General features: G+C 52.4%; 13 protein-coding genes, 7 tRNA genes, 1 rRNA gene and 1 pseudogene. 5 read left to right on the top strand and 17 right to left on the bottom strand.

Features of this window, described 5'->3' with window-relative positions; genetic code table 11:
- Positions 1-133: 133 nt before the first annotated feature.
- The gene (locus GS3922_RS07800) at positions 134-841 is read left to right on the top strand and encodes a MerR family transcriptional regulator (protein ID WP_063165876.1); all 708 of its coding nucleotides are present in this window, start codon (positions 134-136) and stop codon (positions 839-841) included.
- 194 nt (positions 842-1035) lie between these two features.
- Here the strand turns inward: GS3922_RS07800 and GS3922_RS07795 are convergent, their stop codons facing one another.
- The 4 genes from GS3922_RS07795 to GS3922_RS07780 form a co-directional block, all read right to left on the bottom strand.
- Positions 1036-1383, bottom strand: a complete 348-nt coding sequence (locus GS3922_RS07795) for a PilZ domain-containing protein (protein ID WP_063165875.1) — start codon at positions 1381-1383, stop codon at positions 1036-1038.
- Positions 1380-3824 (bottom strand): DNA topoisomerase IV subunit A, encoded by a 2445-nt coding sequence (gene parC / locus GS3922_RS07790; RefSeq protein WP_063165874.1) that lies wholly within the window; start codon positions 3822-3824, stop codon positions 1380-1382. The genes GS3922_RS07795 and parC overlap by 4 nt, the downstream gene beginning before the upstream one ends.
- Positions 3825-3884: 60 nt before the next feature.
- Positions 3885-5822 (bottom strand): DNA topoisomerase IV subunit B, encoded by a 1938-nt coding sequence (gene parE / locus GS3922_RS07785; RefSeq protein WP_063165873.1) that lies wholly within the window; start codon positions 5820-5822, stop codon positions 3885-3887.
- A gap of 158 nt (positions 5823-5980) precedes the next feature.
- Positions 5981-6400, bottom strand: coding sequence for a CoA-binding protein (locus GS3922_RS07780; RefSeq protein ID WP_063165872.1), 420 nt, complete (start codon positions 6398-6400; stop codon positions 5981-5983).
- A gap of 413 nt (positions 6401-6813) precedes the next feature.
- Between GS3922_RS07780 and GS3922_RS07775 the strand changes: the two genes are divergently transcribed.
- Complete coding sequence (locus GS3922_RS07775) at positions 6814-7272, top strand: hypothetical protein (RefSeq protein WP_318825731.1); 459 nt, start codon at positions 6814-6816, stop codon at positions 7270-7272.
- Positions 7273-7628: 356 nt separating this feature from the next.
- Here GS3922_RS07775 and GS3922_RS07770 read toward each other — a convergent pair whose 3' ends face one another.
- Together GS3922_RS07770 and GS3922_RS07765 are read right to left on the bottom strand one after the other, a co-directional pair.
- Entirely contained in the window at positions 7629-9305 is a 1677-nt protein-coding gene (locus GS3922_RS07770) for an ABC1 kinase family protein (RefSeq protein ID WP_063165871.1), read from the bottom strand.
- A gap of 51 nt (positions 9306-9356) precedes the next feature.
- Entirely contained in the window at positions 9357-9656 is a 300-nt protein-coding gene (locus GS3922_RS07765) for a phasin family protein (protein WP_033014101.1), read from the bottom strand.
- Between the two features lie 167 nt (positions 9657-9823).
- Here GS3922_RS07765 and GS3922_RS07760 point away from each other — a divergent pair, with 167 nt between their 5' ends.
- Positions 9824-10672 carry an MBL fold metallo-hydrolase gene (locus GS3922_RS07760; protein ID WP_063165870.1) on the top strand — a complete coding sequence of 283 codons (849 nt, stop codon included), beginning with the start codon at positions 9824-9826 and terminating at the stop codon, positions 10670-10672.
- 353 nt (positions 10673-11025) lie between these two features.
- Here GS3922_RS07760 and GS3922_RS07755 read toward each other — a convergent pair.
- The 9 genes from GS3922_RS07755 to GS3922_RS18140 all read right to left on the bottom strand — a co-directional run bounded on the left by GS3922_RS07755 (position 11026) and on the right by GS3922_RS18140 (position 12507).
- Positions 11026-11099, bottom strand: a tRNA-Ile gene (locus tag GS3922_RS07755).
- Positions 11100-11119: 20 nt separating this feature from the next.
- Positions 11120-11201, bottom strand: a tRNA-Tyr gene (locus GS3922_RS07750).
- An 11-nt stretch (positions 11202-11212) separates the two neighbouring features.
- Positions 11213-11285: transfer RNA gene (locus GS3922_RS07745), tRNA-Thr, on the bottom strand.
- A gap of 315 nt (positions 11286-11600) precedes the next feature.
- A tRNA-Ser gene (locus GS3922_RS07740) sits at positions 11601-11693 on the bottom strand.
- 17 nt (positions 11694-11710) lie between these two features.
- Positions 11711-11793 (bottom strand) — tRNA-Leu (locus GS3922_RS07735).
- A gap of 8 nt (positions 11794-11801) precedes the next feature.
- Positions 11802-11873 (bottom strand) — tRNA-Ala (locus GS3922_RS07730).
- Positions 11874-11877: 4 nt separating this feature from the next.
- Positions 11878-11952, bottom strand: a tRNA-Val gene (locus GS3922_RS07725).
- A gap of 9 nt (positions 11953-11961) precedes the next feature.
- A 5S ribosomal RNA gene (rrf, locus tag GS3922_RS07720) occupies positions 11962-12078 on the bottom strand.
- A gap of 339 nt (positions 12079-12417) precedes the next feature.
- Entirely contained in the window at positions 12418-12507 is a 90-nt protein-coding gene (locus GS3922_RS18140) for a putative holin-like toxin (protein ID WP_223812045.1), read from the bottom strand.
- Positions 12508-12950: 443 nt separating this feature from the next.
- Between GS3922_RS18140 and GS3922_RS07715 the strand changes: the two are divergent.
- Positions 12951-13584 (top strand): annotated as a pseudogene (locus GS3922_RS07715) (DUF2238 domain-containing protein).
- Positions 13585-13642: 58 nt separating this feature from the next.
- Here the strand turns inward: GS3922_RS07715 and GS3922_RS07710 are convergent.
- Positions 13643-15313 carry a DUF6044 family protein gene (locus tag GS3922_RS07710; RefSeq protein ID WP_063167349.1) on the bottom strand — a complete coding sequence of 557 codons (1671 nt, stop codon included), beginning with the start codon at positions 15311-15313 and terminating at the stop codon, positions 13643-13645.
- 222 nt (positions 15314-15535) lie between these two features.
- Between GS3922_RS07710 and GS3922_RS07705 the strand changes: the two genes are divergently transcribed.
- Positions 15536-16153 (top strand): sulfite oxidase-like oxidoreductase, encoded by a 618-nt coding sequence (locus GS3922_RS07705; protein ID WP_063165869.1) that lies wholly within the window; start codon positions 15536-15538, stop codon positions 16151-16153.
- A 94-nt stretch (positions 16154-16247) separates the two neighbouring features.
- Here GS3922_RS07705 and GS3922_RS07700 read toward each other — a convergent pair whose 3' ends face one another.
- Positions 16248-17468, bottom strand: coding sequence for a threonine synthase (locus GS3922_RS07700; protein WP_063165868.1), 1221 nt, complete (start codon positions 17466-17468; stop codon positions 16248-16250).
- Positions 17469-18003 lie beyond the last annotated feature (535 nt).

Below are 18003 nucleotides of genomic sequence, written 5' to 3'. Positions count from 1 at the left end.
AAAGAATGTTTGTTTTTTGCTAACTCCCACTTCTTTTGTTATGTTTTGTCAAACAGCAGGAAAATAAACGGCTGAGTGGGAAAATAAAAAGATAGCGATCATAAACGAGGAAAGAAAGGATGAGGGGAACACCATGAAAACATATACGCTCCGCGAAGCAGCGAAAAAAATCGGGGTCACGTCCCGCGACTTGAAACAATGGGAAAAACAATTTGCTGAATGGATTACCATCCCGCGCACCTCCCAAGGAGCGCGCATTTACACTGAAGAGCTTATCAACCAGTTCCGCCATATCCAGACGCTGCTCGCTAGCGGCCGCCGTCCGCACGAGATCGCCGCGGAATTGAAACAGGCGAACGAGCCGTCCGCTCCCCCGGAAGCGGCGGTCATGGAAGGAGAAATTATCGATGTTCCCCGCTTGCTGCGCCATGGCGCCCCATACATAGCCGAGCAGCTGGCTGCCCGCATGAGAGACGACATCGTCACCGCCTTAAAGCAGGAAACAGTTGCTGTCGTGCGGCAAGCGATGGATGAAGTCAAAGGGAAGCTTGACGATATCGGGGAGCAAACGGCGGCCGCCGCCGAGACCGTACACCGCTCACTTCGCGATTATAAAGAAGCTTGGCAGCAAAAAACCGAACAGCTGCATGAACATTTGGAAACGGTCGTCGCGTTTTGCCACGAGGAAAAGGCAAGGCAGGAAGAAGAACGAAAGCAGCTCGAACAGCGCATTTTAGAGCGGGAGAAAGCGTTCCGCGAACTCGTCCTTTCCTTCCGCCAAACAGCGACAAGCGCCGTCGCCGCCCGCACCCGGGCGAACAAATGGTGGAAGTTTTGGTGAAGGAACGAATCGCGGATGTGGAAAAACCCTTTTTAAAGTATTGGGGAAAACACGATGATTTTCAATGAACTTGGGGCTGATCCCGAAATACGAACACATTTTGGGATCAGCCCCCTTGAATAATATGTCTTAACCTCCAATGATCGTGATTCCTTACAAGGGTGGAACGACTTGATTTGACATGCCGCTTTTGTTCATTGCATCCGCCGGCTCTCGGCCGCATGCTGTTTGATGGCCTCGATCAACCGCTCTTCTTCTTGCTTGGTTACATGGAGGCGGATACCGTAATAATAGATGCGGGCAAACGGCCGTTCCCACACAAGCCGGCCGCCAACTGTCAAGGAACCCCCGCCTACCGCAAACGACACTTCCACTTCGGAACCTTCTCGAGAAAACGGAAGACGTTTTTTCGCTTCCAACTTCATGCCATGCGGACTGATGTCATGAATCAACACGCTATGTTGGCCATCGGAGGCGATCAGTTCAGCTGACAGCGGTTGTCCTAACTGATAGCGAAACGGTTCTTGACGTTTAAACCTCATTCTTCTTCCCCTTTTCCGAACAACTTCGCCGGCTCTTTCCAAACGTCGACCACCGCCCCGGCTTCGTCGGTGTCAATGAGGAAGGAACCGGTACCATAACGGTCGGTCGGTCGGAGCGAAGCTGCATCGACCGTCTCGGTGACCCCTTTTTCCGTCCGCAGCCCAATCCTTTCTTCACCGTCACTAGCCTTGACTGCCCCGACGATGCGGTGCGGGTTGGATTTCACTTCGCGCACGATCATCGCTCCGCGCTTGGCGCGCGACGTCGGCTCGAACTCGCTAACAGCCATTTTTTTCACGGCACCGCGCTGCGTCACAACAACGAGAGAACCGTTATCTTCGGGACGAATCGGGCAGGCGGCGGCGACAAAATCACCTTCTTTGAGTTGAATGCCTTTCACCCCGGCGGCACGCACACCGACTAAGCTCATCTCCTCTTCGGCAAACAAGAGCGCATAGCCATCATGCGTCGCCAGCCAAACGAGGCCCCGGCCGTCAGTCGCATAGACGGCAATCACACCATCATCGTCTTTCAGATTGACCGCCACAAGCGGGCGTGTATAGCGCTGCACTTGGTATTGGGAAAGCTCCGTTCGCTTCACCATGCCATGCCTTGTCACAAAGACAAGCTGCTCATTCGTTTCAAAAGAGGAAACCGGAACGGCCGCAACAAGTTCATCATCGCGCTCGAGCGGAATGAGGCTCGAAATATGCTGGCCAACGTCTTTCCAGCGAATGTCCGGCAGCGTGTGCACCGGGCAATACAAATAATAGCCGCGCCGGGTGAACAACAAAAGCACATCAGTTGTATTCATCTCCAACTGGGCGAGCAGACGGTCGGTCTCTTTCATCCCGATGTCCTGGCCGTTGGACGCACTGTAGGAACGGTAGCTCGTCCGTTTCACATATCCTTCTTTCGTCACCGTCACGATGACGTCTTCCGCCGGAATGAGCGCTTCGACGTTGACTTTCAGCTCCTCAATTTCTTCTTCAATCACCGTTCTCCGTTCGTCGGCGTATTGTTTTTTCATCGCCTTTAACTCTTTTTTAATAACCGCAAGAAGCTTTTTCTCGTCAGCGAGAATCGCGGTCAGCTCGGCGATCGTTTTGTCGAGCCCTTCCGCCTCTTGCCGGAGTGCGGCAATGTCCGTATTCGTCAGCCGGTACAACTGAAGCGTCACGATCGCCTCCGCCTGCGCCTCGGTAAATCCGTAGTTGGCGATCAGCCGGTCTTTGGCGTCCCGCTTGTCGCTTGAGGCGCGAATCGTCGCAATTACCTCGTCTAAAATGGAAAGCGCCTTAATTAAGCCGTCCACGATATGTTTCCGCTCATTCGCTTTTTTCAGTTCAAAATGCGAACGGTTCGTAACAACGTCCTTCCGGTGGGCGATGTACGCATCAAGCAGTTCCGGCAAGCTCATCAGCTTCGGCCGGCGCTCGTGAATCGCCACCATATTGAAGCTGTATGGCACTTGCAAGTCGGTGTTTTTGTATAAATAGTTGAGAATCGCTTCAGCATCGGCATCTTTTTTCAGTTCAATCACGATCGACAGCCCGTTCCGGTCCGTTTCGTCGCGGACGTCGGCGATGCCGTCGAGCTTTTTGTCCAGGCGCAGCTCATCGATCTTTTTCACTAAGTTCGCTTTGTTCACCTCGTAAGGCAACTCGGTAATCACAATATGCCTTTTGCCGCCTTTTGCCTGCTCGATCGCCGCCTTGGCGCGGATGATGATTTTCCCGCGCCCGGTCTCGTATGCTTTGCGAATGCCGTCTTTCCCTTGGATGATGCCCCCCGTCGGAAAATCGGGGCCGGGAAGAACAGTCATTAGATCGTCCACGGTGCAATCCGGCCGATCAACCCGAAGCAGGACGGCATCGATCACCTCGCCGAGCGCATGCGGCGGAATGTCCGTCGCATAGCCGGCTGAGATGCCGGTCGAACCGTTGACGAGCAAGTTCGGAAACATCGCCGGCAGGACAGTCGGTTCATCCGTCGTATCATCAAAGTTCGGCACAAAGGCGACCGTCTCCTTGTCAATGTCGCGAAGCAGCTCAGCGGCGATGGCCGACAGACGCGCTTCCGTGTAGCGCATCGCCGCCGGCGGGTCGCCATCCAAGCTCCCGTTGTTGCCGTGCATTTCAATGAGCACGTTGCGCAGCTTCCAATCCTGGCTCATTCGCACCATCGCCTCATACACGGACGAATCGCCGTGCGGATGGAAGTTGCCGATCACGTTTCCGACCGTTTTCGCCGCTTTGCGAAACGGCTTATCGGCCGTATTGCCATCGACATACATGGCATATAAAATGCGGCGCTGCACCGGCTTTAACCCGTCGCGCGCATCAGGCAGCGCCCGGTCTTGGATAATGTATTTGCTGTAGCGGCCAAAGCGGTCGCCAAGCACATCTTCTAAAGGCAATTCCAACAATCGTTCTGCCATCGTCATTCTCCTTTCCTAACGAACATCAACGCCAAAAAGGCGGCTTGCCTCAAGCCGCCATCAGCCGATCCAGCCTGGCTCCTCCTCAAGCCCAAAGGCGACGTGCGTTTCAATCCATTTGCGGCGCGGCTCGACTTTATCGCCCATGAGCGTCGTCACCCGCCGCTCGGCGCGGGCGGCGTCTTCGATGCGCACGCGGATTAACGTGCGCGTCTGTGGGTTCATCGTCGTTTCCCACAGCTGGTCGGCGTTCATTTCCCCTAACCCTTTGTAGCGCTGAATCGTGTAGCCGCGGCCCATTTTTTTCGTGATCTCCCGAAGCTGTTCATCCGTCCACGCGTACTCAACCGTTTCCTTTTTGCCGCTTCGTTTGCTGATTTTATAAAGCGGCGGCAAGGCGATGTACACTTTCCCCGCCTCGATGAGTGGGCGCATGTAACGGTAAAAAAACGTCAGCAGCAGCACTTGAATATGGGCGCCGTCCGTGTCAGCGTCCGTCATAATGATCACTTTGTCGTAGTGAATGTCCTCAAGCGAAAAATCGGCGCCGACACCACCGCCAATGGCGTGGATGATCGTATTGATTTCCTCGTTTTTCAAAATGTCGCCAAGCTTTGCCTTCTCGGTGTTAATGACTTTCCCGCGCAATGGCAGCACCGCCTGGAAGCGGCGGTCGCGCCCTTGCTTCGCCGAACCGCCCGCCGAGTCGCCTTCGACCAAATACAGTTCGTTTTTTTGCGGATTGCGCCCTTGCGCCGGCGTCAGCTTGCCGCTTAACAGCGCCTCTTTCCCTTTCCGCTTTTTGCCGCTTCGCGCCTCTTCGCGTGCTTTGCGAGCCGCCTCGCGCGCTTGGTACGCCCGGATCGCTTTTTTAATGAGCATCGCGCTCACATCCGGGTTTTCCTGCAAAAAGTAGGTCAGCTGTTCAGACACGACCGCATCGACGGCTGAACGCGCCTCGCTCGTTCCAAGCTTGCCTTTCGTCTGCCCTTCAAACTGCAATAAATGCTCCGGAATGCGCACCGAAACGATGGCTGACAGCCCTTCGCGAATATCGGCCCCCTCAAGGTTTTTATCCTTTTCCTTCAATAAGCCGACGCGGCGGGCGTATTCGTTAAAGACACGCGTCATCGCTGTTTTCGCCCCGGCTTCGTGCGTGCCCCCGTCTTTCGTGCGCACGTTGTTGACAAACGACAAGACATTTTCCGAGTAGCCGTCATGAAATTGGAAGGCAAACTCGACTTCAATGCCGTTTTGCTCGCCGGCAAAATAGGCGACCGGATGGAGCACGTCTTTTTCTTCATTCAAATAGGCGACAAACGCTTCAATTCCATTTTCGTAATGAAACACTTCACACATCCCGGTCCGCTCATCAACAAGTTCGATTTTCAGCCCTTTTAACAAAAACGCTGATTCGCGCAGCCGCTCGCTCAACGTTTCGTAATCAAACACCGTCGTGCTGAAAATCGCCGGGTCAGGCTTGAATTGAATGATCGTCCCGGTTTTGTTTGTCGTCCCGATTTTTTCAAGCGTCGTCACCGGCTTGCCGCCGTTCTCAAACCGCTGCCGATAGATGAAGCCGTCGCGGTGAATGGTGACAACAAGCCATTCAGACAAGGCGTTGACGACCGACGCCCCGACCCCGTGCAAACCGCCGCTCGTTTTATACCCGCCTTGACCGAACTTGCCGCCGGCATGCAGCACGGTCAAAATCACTTCCGGCGTCGGCTTGCCGAGCTTATGCATCCCAACCGGCATGCCGCGCCCTTCATCCAAAACGGTGACGCTGTGATCTTTATGTATTTGGACAAGAATGTAGTTTCCGTATCCAGCTAATGCCTCGTCAACCGAATTGTCGACAATTTCATAGACGAGATGGTGCAAGCCGCGGCTGTCAGTGCTGCCGATGTACATCCCCGGCCGCTTTCTCACCGCTTCAAGCCCTTCTAATACTTGAATCGCCTCTTCGTTATATTCATATACCGATCGCTTTGCCACAAGACCACCCTTTCCTGCCAAAACAAGAACATCTGTTTCTGTTTTATTGTACCATAAAACGCCCAGCTGTCCATTGTCTTTTGACACCGCCTGACAAAATCGGACAAATGCGCCGAAAAAACGAAAGGACCATCTTAGGGAAGATGGCCGTTTCGTCGTTATACGCGCTTCGTGAGCGCATGTTCCACTTTGATGCAGCGGTCCATAATAACCGTATAGCCTTTTTCTTTTAAAAAGCGATACGCTTCTTCGTTCACAACGCCAAGTTGCGCCCAAAACACGTCGGCGTCGATTTGAACAAACTCGCGGGCGAGTTCCGGCAAATGTTCGGAACGGCGAAACACATCGACAATATCAACATGCCCTTCGATATCGGTCAGTTTGTCGACCGCCGGAATGCCTTCCCATTCATCAATCATCGGATTGACGGGAATAATTTCGTATCCGGCATCCTTCATCGCCTTCGCTACCATATACGACTCACGTTCCGGGTTGTTGGACAGGCCAACCACAGCAATCCGCTTCGCCTTCCGCAAAATGTCGCCGATCTCTTCCCGACTTGGATTGACAATGGACATCGGGTTCTCTCCTTCCTCGTTCCTCTTTTCGTTGTACTAGTTTCGCCTCTTAGGGATGAAAATCCTGCCGAGTTCATGGAAAATACGGAAAAATCGTCTGCCTTTCGTACACCGCCTCTATGCACAGCCGCGGCAAGCCGGCAGAAAACACAGTTGTCCTTTATCTTCCCCGAAATCACAGCGCCTGAAACAGCGTTTTCCTCTTTTTCCACCGTTTACGCCGCCTGAGACAGACGTTTGTTGCATATCCCGTTCGATTATGCAACATGATAAACAAAGACAGGCAAAGGAGGGGATTGTTTGTGAACGCTCAAGCATATTGGAAAGACATCGACCAAACACGTGAACAGTTGCACAGGCTGCTCCAATCGTATTGGAACGATTACTCCAGCGTCGGAACGTGACCGTTTTGGTTGATCTTCGCGTTTCTCATCGCTCCTTTAGTGTTGCTGGTTTTCACCGTCGATCGGAAACGGATCTTCGAAATCTTTTTCTTTGGCTATACTGTCCACGTTTTATGGACCTATGCTTACATCGCCTTAGAAAACGCCATGTATTTGTCGCCCCGTTATTTTTTGACACCGTTTTTGCCGTTTGCCTTAAACATTACCGCGTCGGTGCTGCCAGTCGGCTTTTTGCTGCTTTACCAATATTGCACGAACCACAACAAAAATTTTTATTTATATACGATATTGTTGAGCGCAATATTTGCTTTCGGACTCGCTTCACTTGAACAGTGGCTTGGCTTGCTTGAACTGCACCGAGGGTTGCGCGAGTTCCATCTCTTCCTCATCGATTTAATTATCGTATTCATTGCCTATGGAGCGACCCGCTTTCTCGTTCGCATCCAGGCAAACCACCGCCCTGCGTGAATCCCCTGATAGCGAAAGCGGCAGGGTTTTTGTGTAGTGATAGATATTCTTCCGTCCCTCCCTCATAGACGGAATCGCGCATTTACGCGGGCGTCTCAAAAAGCGGTGAGACGCCCACTTCACCACTGCATATACACATCCACTTCTTCCCATCCTAGAAGGCCGGTGAAAAACGGCTGCCGCGCCCAAATTGGCCGCATTTCGCCAAAAAAGAAAGCGGATCGCGCAAATTTCCCCTTAATTGGAAAACGTATCATAATCAACAGTGGCTCCTACTACACCACCGCCTTCTCGCGTTTCACTCAAATATAAATGACCCTTTCGAAACATTAAGTTCCATACGGCATACACCCGAGCTAAAGCTTTCCTGAACGGAAAATGGAATAAAGCAACCAACCAAACATGATCGCCACTATCCCAAACCCGATTTCGATGACCGGAATTTTCCATAACATCATCGACTGCCGTCCTAGCGATGACGCGATCATCATGCCAGCCATGACGATGCTCACCGAAAGAAGAACGATGCTAATTGACAGTCGGTTGCTAATTTGATCGAGCTTACGCAAAAGGGCCTCAAGGTCTGACGCTGTCATCTCGAGCTGAAGTTTGCCGCGCCGCATGACCTTCGTCAGTTCCTTGACACTGTCCGGCAGCCGAAGCAGCAACTCGCCATAATCGGCCACGCGCTTCCACGCCGTTTCTGCCACGCGGTCGGGCCGAAGCCGCTCTTTCAGTAATTTTTTTCCGAACGGTTCAGCAACATCCATCACACGAAACTGCGGATCCAGCGTCTCCACCACTCCTTCGACCGTCAACAACGCTTTCCCTAACAGCGTCAAGTCGCTCGGAATGCGAATGCCATGCTGAAACGCCACCGTCAGAAGATCTCCGACCGCTTCGCCGAGGCTCACCTCACCAAGCGGAACGCGATAATACTTCTCGCGCAACTCGTCCATATCGTCGCGCAGTTTCCCTTCATCCACCTCATCTGGAACAAGGCCGAGGCCATAAATCGCGTTCAACACCCCGTCCGTGTTTTGCCGCATCAAGGCGATGACAAGCGACGAAAGGTGGTGCTTGACATGCGGGCGGAGACGTCCCATTAAGCCGAAATCAATGAAGGCCAGCACTCCGCCGGGGAGAACGAATACATTGCCAGGATGAGGATCACCATGGAAAAAACCATGTTCGAACATTTGCTTCAACATTGAGACAGTCAAGCGTTCCGCCAGTGCTTTTAACGAATAGCCGCTCTCTTTCAGCCGCTCGATTTCCCCGAGCTTAATTCCCTCCACATATTCCATCGTCAATACCGTTTTCGTTGTATATTCCCAAAAAACGCCGGGGACATACATCGATGGATCACCGGCAAATTGACTCGCAAACGTTTCGGCGTGACGCGCCTCGACCGTATAATCGAGCTCTTGCCGCAGCGATTTGGCCAGTTCATCAACGATCTCAGATAGCCGATAAGACGCCGCCCAATCTAAGCGCCGTTCCGCGAGCATCGCTAAGTCCTGCAAAATGTCCAAATCCGTCTCAATCCGCACCGCAATATGCGGGCGCTGCACTTTCACCACAACAGCTTGTCCGGAAGGAAGAACGGCCCGATGTACTTGCCCGAGCGAAGCAGCCGCCAGCGGAGTTTCGTCAAATGACCGAAAAAGCTCCTCTAGGGAACCGCCTAACTCCGCTTCCACAATCCGGCGGACCTCGGAAAACGAAAACGGCGGAACTTGGTCTTGCAGCTTTTCGAGCTCACGGATGATCGATTCAGGAATCAAATCCGGCCGCGTGCTGGCAATTTGCCCGAGCTTAATAAATGTCGGGCCGAGCTCCTCAAGCACAAGGCGGAGACGTTCCCCAACCGTCTTTCCTTCCCGCTTCCCCTGTTCTGCCCGCCCGCGCGGCGGCAAGGAAAGAAAGGACGAAAAACCGAGCTCGTCAACAATCATCCCGAACCCGTGCCGAAGCAAGGCGACAGCAATTTCATGGTATCGGCCAATATGGCGCATCCGCTTCCCGATCATCCGACCATCTCCCTTACAACGGCCAAAAGCAAGCGGACAGCCGGTAACAGTTTACTGCCCGCTTTGTTCCTTTTCTTCGAGGCGGCGGATCCGTTCCTCGAGCTGCCGCACATCTTCCTTCGTCGCTAAATCAAGCTTGTCAATCACTTGTTTGATTTGCTCACGCACAAGCCGCTGCACTTCCGCTTTCCGCGCTTCGGTTTGCTGCTTCCATTGGTCGATCACTTCTTTCGATTCATCGAGCGACAGCTCTCCTTTTTTGACCAACTCATCGATCAATTTTTCCGCTTGTTCTTTACTGGCAATGGCTAGTCCAAGCCCAAACGCCAACCCCTTTTTCAAAATGCTCATCCGCTTTGCCTCCTTTATCCATTCGTTTTTCCCTATCGTACCATTCTTTGGTGATCCTTGTCGAGTTAGACAGTGGATTTCCTTGATGGATCTGGCACTGTTTTGTATACGTCATGCCATGGTGCGGCATGCTATCGTTGGACGATCATTCGCAGGAGGGGATCTCGATGACTGATGAACAGCTGCACTATGGAGAAGACTACCGTTTCATTCCCGCGACATCGGCAGCAAGCGGTGTCGGCGTCAGCGTGCTTCCCGATTTGTACTGCCATACGATCCAAATCGTGAACATTTGTCTTGTCGGCCGCCCGGACGACCGCGCGTTCGTCTTGATCGACGCTGGCATGCCGGGATCGGCGGATGACATTATTTCTGTTGTGGAACAACGGTTTGGAGAAGGCAGCCGTCCGCAAGCCATTATTTTAACCCACGGCCATTTTGACCACGTCGGGGCGATTGTCGAGCTCGTAGAACATTGGAACGTCCCGGTGTATGCCCACTCGGCCGAACTCCCGTATTTGACTGGGAAAGTCCGCTACCCTGAGCCGGACGCTTCCGTCGAGGGTGGCTTCATCGCCAAAATCTCACCGTTTTTTCCGAACGAGCCGATTCAGTTAGGCAACCGCGTCCAGCCGCTCCCTGCGGACGGCACCGTCCCGCACTTGCCGGAGTTCCGCTGGATCCACACACCGGGACACACCCCAGGCCATATTTCCTTATTCCGGCCGCGCGATGCCGCCTTAATCGCCGGCGACGCGTTCGTCACCGTCCGTCAAGACTCGCTGTATAAAGTATTGATCCAGCAAACAGAGATTAGCGGCCCGCCGCGCTATTATACCATCGATTGGGACGCTGCCCGCGAGTCAGTGCGCAAGTTAGCGGCGCTCCTTCCGTCAGTTGCCATCACCGGGCACGGCGCCCCTGTCTCCGGCGAAGAGCTGCGCGAAGGACTGACAAAACTCGCCCGTGATTTTGACCGCATCGCTGTCCCGGACTATGGGAAGTATGTCCAGTAGGCAACCGAACGACCGTTCCATGTCAAAGGCAACCTTTGCAATGATGTTCAAACAAGAAAAGAGGGTGTCCCGATCCTTTCGGGACACCCTCTTTCACCGCTATATATACGTACTGACTGTTTCTGCCACACTATATGTTGTTCCTATCTTAAAGGTAGACGACCTTTTGGGTCAGCCCCCTTACGTCGCCGGATAGCAGGCATGAACGATGTCTTGTTACTACAAAATGAAAGCCGGCTACTCACATGTGGAAACGAAGAACTTCTCAGTTCAGGATGAGAAACGGAGCACATTGCACCGTCAGCCATCATACAAAAACGGCAAGAATGACTCTTGCCGTCCAACATAAGAGATGGGCCTAAGTGGACTTGAACCACCGACCTCACGCTTATCAGGCGTGCGCTCTGACCAGCTGAGCTATAGGCCCGCTTATAGGAAATAAACAAATGGAGGGGGACGGATTCGAACCGCCGAACCCAAAGGGAGCGGATTTACAGTCCGCCGCGTTTAGCCACTTCGCTACCCCTCCGTGATCAATGATGCCGACTGCAGGACTTGAACCCGCAACCTACTGATTACGATTCAGTTGCTCTACCAATTGAGCTAAGTCGGCATAATACAGATCAGGAAACTGGCTCGCTATTGAGCTCTGTGCCTCTTCCTCTACTCGCTTATTCATGGAAGATGGATGCGTCGAGGCAACTCGCAGCTGATTCGATGAAGCGGATGCTCGTCTCTACCAATTGAGCTAAGTCGGCATAATACAGATCAGGAAACTGGCTCGCTATTGAGCTCTGTGCCTCTTCCTCTACTCGCTTATTCCATGGAAGATGGATGCGTCGAGGCAACTCGCAGCTGATTCGATGAAGCGGATGCTCGTCTCTACCAATTGAGCTAAGTCGGCATAATATGAAATTCCGACTTTATATGGCGGAGGAGGAGGGATTCGAACCCCCGCGGGCTGTGACACCCCTATCGGTTTTCGAAACCGACCCCTTCAGCCAGACTTGGGTACTCCTCCGTAACTGTTTGGAGCGATGCGGTCGAGAGGACTTGAACCTCCACGGGGTTGCCCCCACTAGGCCCTCAACCTAGCGCGTCTGCCATTCCGCCACGACCGCATGATCAATGGAGCGTAGGGGATTTGAACCCCTGACCTCTTCGCTGCCAGCGAAGCGTTCTCCCCCTGAACTAACGCCCCATCATGGTGGAGTATACTGGGATCGAACCAGTGACCCCCACGCTGTCAACGTGGTGCTCTCCCGCTGAGCTAATACTCCATCTTCTATGCCTAGCAGCGACCTACTCTTGCAGGGGCGCTGGCCCCAACTACCATCGGCGCTGGAGAGCTTAACTTCCGTGTTCGGGATGGGAACGAGTGTTTCCTCTCCGCTATCACCACTAGGCAATGGCGACGATATTTATTATAAACCAATCAAAATATTTGTCAAGCTTTTTTGCTCTTTTTTCTTTCATGCTTTGAGCATCAGAACGACAATATGAAATTTACTATAAAAAATCGAAAGAGTCAACACCATTTTTCCTCTTTTCGATATTCGCCGTCTCTTTTTGGAAAGTTCTTGTCATCACCTACTTTGTACGCGTATAATAAAAGAAACGGAAACGTACAATAAAGCAGGGCACTGGCGGCCACCAATGCCCTGCATGCACAGCCGCTGCAAGAAGCGCAGTGGCCCAAGCCTCGGGCATCGTAACCTACCCTCGCCTCGGCCTAGCAGGGTGGGTTACTTTTTGTCTTTTGCGACGGCGATCACCGCAACGACGAGCGACGCAAACGCAATCATGAGCGTCAGCGCATCGGCAATCGTCACCATCAGCACCACCCCCTTTCATTCGGGGAGTGGCCACTGCCCACCCTGCATATAGCTGTGCATGTTTCATTATACCATTGAATGAAGCAAATGCGAATATACATTCGTGTTCTCGTCGAAAATTAGGAATGTTTCCCTACCCGAACCTCCTGTCTTACCTCGCTGGCCTCTTCTCCCTTTCTTTCTAGTCCTGATCACCGTTTGAAAACTCCGCCGTTTTCATCAGGCGCTCGAAAAGGCCGGTGAAAACCAACTGTTTCTCTTGATCGATGAGCGAACGTGTGAAAGGAAGAACTGATGCTGCAAGGTTTTTCTATTTGAGAAATAGTGCCATGAAGCGGCGTTCTCCCTTCAATCACCGACTCTCGAAAAATGATTTGTATAAAATCCGTGTTTTTCCGAATAATGACCATAGACAAATCTCGCTGTTCCAAGGAGGAAAACAAGTGGAGCAGGCAAGACAAACCCGCGTTCATGGATTGTTATTGCTGATTGTCGCCGCCGTGTTCGTCTGGTCGGCCATTCGCCCGACCAGTTATGCGGTATGGGCGCTCGAGGTCACTCCGGCGCTCATTGGGCTTGTGATCGTGACCGCCCTTTACCAACGCTTTCGGCTGACAACGATGTCGTATGTCATCGTCGCCATGTTGGCGATCATCATGTTGATCGGCGGCCATTACATTTACTCCAAAGTTCCCTTTTTCAACTGGATCAAAGAGGCGTTCCATTTCGAACGCAACCATTACGACCGGTTTGGTCATTTCCTCAAAGGGACATTTGCGATCGTCCTCCGGGAAATTTTACTGAGGAAAACACCGTTGCCGCGCGGCGCTTGGCTTTTCACGATCATCACAAGCATGTCGCTCGCCATCGCCGCCCTGTATGAGATCATCGAATGGCTCGTGTCCATGATCTCCAAAGGAGGAAAGGCATCAAAAGACTTTTTTGGGCACGCAAGGCGATATTTGGGACACGCAATGGGATATGTTATGTACATTGATCGGGACGCTGATTGCCCTATGGCTGCTCTCAAGGTGGCACGACAGGCAGCTTGCACGGCTCGATCAACCTCGCGGCTAAGCTCCGTAACACAGCGGCTCCCGCTTCCAATAGGAAGCCGCTGTGTTTTGTTTTCTTTCTATTGTACTTTATACAAATAAATCGTCCATGCCGATTCATCGGAAGTGAATACTTTTTCGAGTACAAGCCTGTTTTCAGCCGCATTGTCAATCGGAACAGCCGAGAAAAGATAGCGACCGCCCATTTTTTTTAACTGCCTCGTATTTAACTGCAAGTTTTTCAGCCGTTTTTTCGACTGTTTTGTAAACATATACCGTTTCCCGAGTTCTGACGTAAAGATGTAGCAGCGCCCGCCCCACTCATCAAAATACGTGCGGATCGTTTTACTTTTCGCCAGTTCACGTTCAATGATTTTGCGGAACTCGTATTTGTATGACAACGGGTAAAAGTTGTTGTACGTATCAAGCGTGTAAAACCCGTTGTATTGGGCGATGGCCGGATGAAGGCCGATGCTGACGACGCGGTACTCGGATACGGGAAGCCCGATGTATTGTTTGATTTGTTGAAACTGTTCTTCCGCATAAAATTGTTTCACCGTCGGTTCATAACGGAAGACGAGTTCCTCGTTAATCAAAAACACAAGAATGATTTGCGCCGCTAACAACCGTTTCGCCCACGTTTTCCCCTTTTCGCTCGATTGCCACATGATTTTCAACGCCAGCGCAAACTGCACATAAATGATGAGCGGACGCAAAAAATGGAAGCGGGCGAAGTTAAACGTATCTAAAAAATGAAATCGCTCGGTCAGCGGCAGCCACCCTTTATAAAACCAAAAGGCGTACCATGCCGACAGCGCGAAATTCAGCCCAAACAAGAAAAGAAACACCCGTTCCTCTTTCCATCGTTGGTTAGCGTAAATGAGGAACAACGCGATGAACCAGACCGGTAAAATAAAAAACGTGTGCTCGGTCATGACGTGATGATGGCCGAGAAGAAAGTTTTTCCATGTTAAACGGACACAATGCCAAAACGTCAGGCGCGCGTGGAAGTACTCATCCCGGCTCGTCGGCTCATCCTCCCATAAAAATGAGTACGCAAGCCGGTACTCGACCAGCAAATAAAGCAGCGTCATATACGCGATGGAAAGGAAAAAATGGATGTTCCACCCCTTTCCGCGCAGCACATCCAAAAGCCAAAGCGCGCCCATAGCGGCAAGAAAGAAAAAGAAACCGAGCACAAAACTCGAATAAAACGGAAGAAGCGTCAGCACGGCGTAATTTTTCCACGACCGCTCTCCCTTCCGGATGTTCAAAAACGCCCAAAGCGCAAGCGGCATGCCGAGCGTGCTTAACATCCCTGACGGCCAAAACAGCGTCAGCGCAAAGGCGAGCGCCACGCCGATGCGAACAGCCATCCACCGCGGCTCAGGCAGGAAATGCGTTTTCAACAACAAATACATGCCTAAAAACGCCACCACCCTTGTGATCGTCTGGCTGAGCGCATAGGCGGTCATCGTGGGAAACAGAGCATGTAGCCAGACGATGCCGGTCAACTCCGAGCCAAGGGCGTTTCTCGACAATTCGCCGTTAGCGATTTGCGGAATGTTCGCATCAAGCGGCCCGGTGATTTGCCCGCTTTCAGCGAGCACTTTATACCAGGCGATGTTGGAATCCAAATTATCGTGAACGCGAATGTGCGCATTCTCGCCAAGGATAAACAGCGGGGACACATAAAGGGCGATGACGCCAAGCGCAAAAAGGATCCATCGCCGTTCGCTTTGTACGGCCATCGGCATCACGCTCCTATCTCTTCCATTTTCCATGATGAAGGTCCTATTGGATACGGTGTGCATGAAAGGAAAAAATTATTCTTGCGGGCGAATGAACGATCGTTTGATCACATGGGGATGTTGTTTCGAGTTCCGCTTCTTCCCTTTCTCTCGTTGCATCCTCTCCCTTTCCTTTCGTATCATTAAATACAAGAAAACATTCATTCCAAAGGAGTGCACACCATGACAAAACAACTTCCTCCCGGCCAGTTTGAGACGGAAAAATGGCCGATTTTGCATGAAGGGGACGTGTACAAATTTGATGAGGCGACATGGGAATTTCGATTGTTCGGCGAGGTCAAAAAGGAGGTCTCCTTCTCCTATCAAGAAGTGATGGCGCTGTCCAAAACGATTTCCACCGTCGATATGCATTGCGTCACGACATGGTCGAAATTTGATACGACGTTTGAAGGCATTGCCTTCCGCGAATTTTTGCGCTTTGTCGAATTAGAGCCCGATGTGAAGTACGTGAAAATTTACGGCTACTTAAACGGCGACCGGTTTGGCTATTCCGCGAACTTGCCGCTTGACGCGTTAATGAGCGACGATGCGCTGTTTGTCTATCGGTGGAAAGACAACCATCACGATTGGCAAGACATTTCGCCCAAACACGGCTACCCGCTCCGCTTTATTCCACCAGCAACATTTTACTTATGGAAAGGAGCGAAATGGGCGTCAGGCATCCGCTTTATGAAAGAAGACGAACCGGGCTATTGGGAAGAACGCGGGTATTCGATGACCGCCAATCCGTTTAAAGAAGAACGGTTCGCCGAATCGACGGCGCGATTCCGCTTTTGGTAACCACTCGGCATCGCCTTACTGCTTTTCTGAACGGACTAAACAAAAACGAGGGCTCTTTGGTCAAGAACCCTCGTTTTTCAGTGCCATATTTCCGTTATCGTCCGCTCCTTGGCAGCTCATCCCCCCGCTCGAGCACCGGCGGGGCGACTTGAATCAAATCGGCGTATTTCAATCCCGTCCCCGTGTTGAGTACGACGACCGTCTCCCCGTCGCGAATCCAGCCGCTCCCGCGCAGCTTGCGGGCCGCCGCGAACGCCGCCGCCCCTTCCGGACAAATGAACGCCCCTTCCAAATTCGCCACCGCCCGCTGTTCCGCCAAAATGTCCTTATCGCTGATCGCAATGGCGCAGCCGTCCGTTTCATACACCGCCTCAAGCACAAGGAAATCGCCGAGCGCTTTCGGGACGTTAATGCCAAACGCCACCGTATGGGAATTCGGCCAAAACTCCGATTCGCGCTTTTTCTCGTTCCACGCCTTCACGATCGGCGCGCAATGCTCGGCTTGCACGGCGACAAGACGCGGCATCTTGCCGCTCACCCAGCCAAGCGCCTGCAGTTCTTTGATTGCCTTGTAAATGCCGATGAGCCCGACGCCGCCTCCAGTCGGGTACAAAATGACATCCGGAAGCTGCCAGGAGAACTGCTCGGCGATCTCAAGCCCCATCGTTTTCTTTCCTTCAATCCGGTACGGTTCTTTTAATGTAGAAGCATCGTACCAGCCGCATTCGCGGATCGCTTTCGCCACGATTTGCCCGGCATCGCTGATCAAACCGTTGACGAAATACAATTCCGCTCCTGCGATGGCGCATTCTTTGCGCGTCAATTCCGGCGCATCGACCGGCATGACCACCGTCGCGCGAATGCCCGCCCGAGAGGCATAAAGCGACCACGCCGCCCCTGCGTTGCCGTTTGTCGGCATGGCAAGCTGTTTGACCCCTAATTCTTTTGCCTTAGAAACGCCGACCGCCGCTCCACGCGCTTTAAACGTTCCTGTCGGAATGACTCCTTCGTCTTTCATATAGAGCGAGTCAATGCCGATGTTCCGGCCAAGGCGCGGCATCGGCACGAGCGGCGTCATTCCTTCCCCTAAAGAGACGATATGTTCAGGGCGTTTCACCGGCAATAGCTCATGATACCGCCATAAGCTCGGTTCGCGTTCCTTGAGCGCTTCCCTCACCACTTCTTGGCGCATCGCCTCCAGATCATAGGCGACCAAAAGCGGCGAACCGCATTCGCAAAGCTGATGCACGTGATCGACATCATATGTATGTTCGCATTTCGGGCAATAAAGATGGGATACGTAACTAAATGACATCGTTTGCCCTCCCCCTTTCCGTCTACTTTGTCCGTTCTGGACGGCCAAGTGCGGCTTTCGCAAGGTTGACCCGCCCTTCTCATTATACCGCACATTGACATATGCAGCCCATCGGCTTTTGCGCATAATAGCGGGAAACGAGCAAACACTATAGTCGGAAAATGGCGGATCATACCAATGATTCGTCCCGATATCCACTTCATAAATATGGCAAGGAGGTCAAAGACGATGGACAACAAAACAAAAGAAAGCTTGAACAATCTTGAAACGAAAGCCACACCGGGGAGTCTTGCCGCCCGAAAACAGGCAGAAAGCGAAAAAAACAAGCAGCGTGCGCCAAAAATGTGACATGTGAAAGGCCGGAGACAAAAACACGGAAGCGGTTCTTCTAACAGTGAACCGCTTTTTGTGTCGAATGCGCCGATAAACGGGGAATGCCCTCGCCTTGCGCTCCCCGGCTGTCCTCGCAAAGCTGTGCCTTCTTTTTTACCGTTTAGGCTACGTGTGATAGAATGAAATGGAAAACACCGCCTGC

The organism is Geobacillus subterraneus (assembly GCF_001618685.1).
GTDB classification, from domain to species: domain Bacteria; phylum Bacillota; class Bacilli; order Bacillales; family Anoxybacillaceae; genus Geobacillus; species Geobacillus subterraneus.
This window is presented reverse-complemented; position numbering and strand designations above follow the sequence as displayed.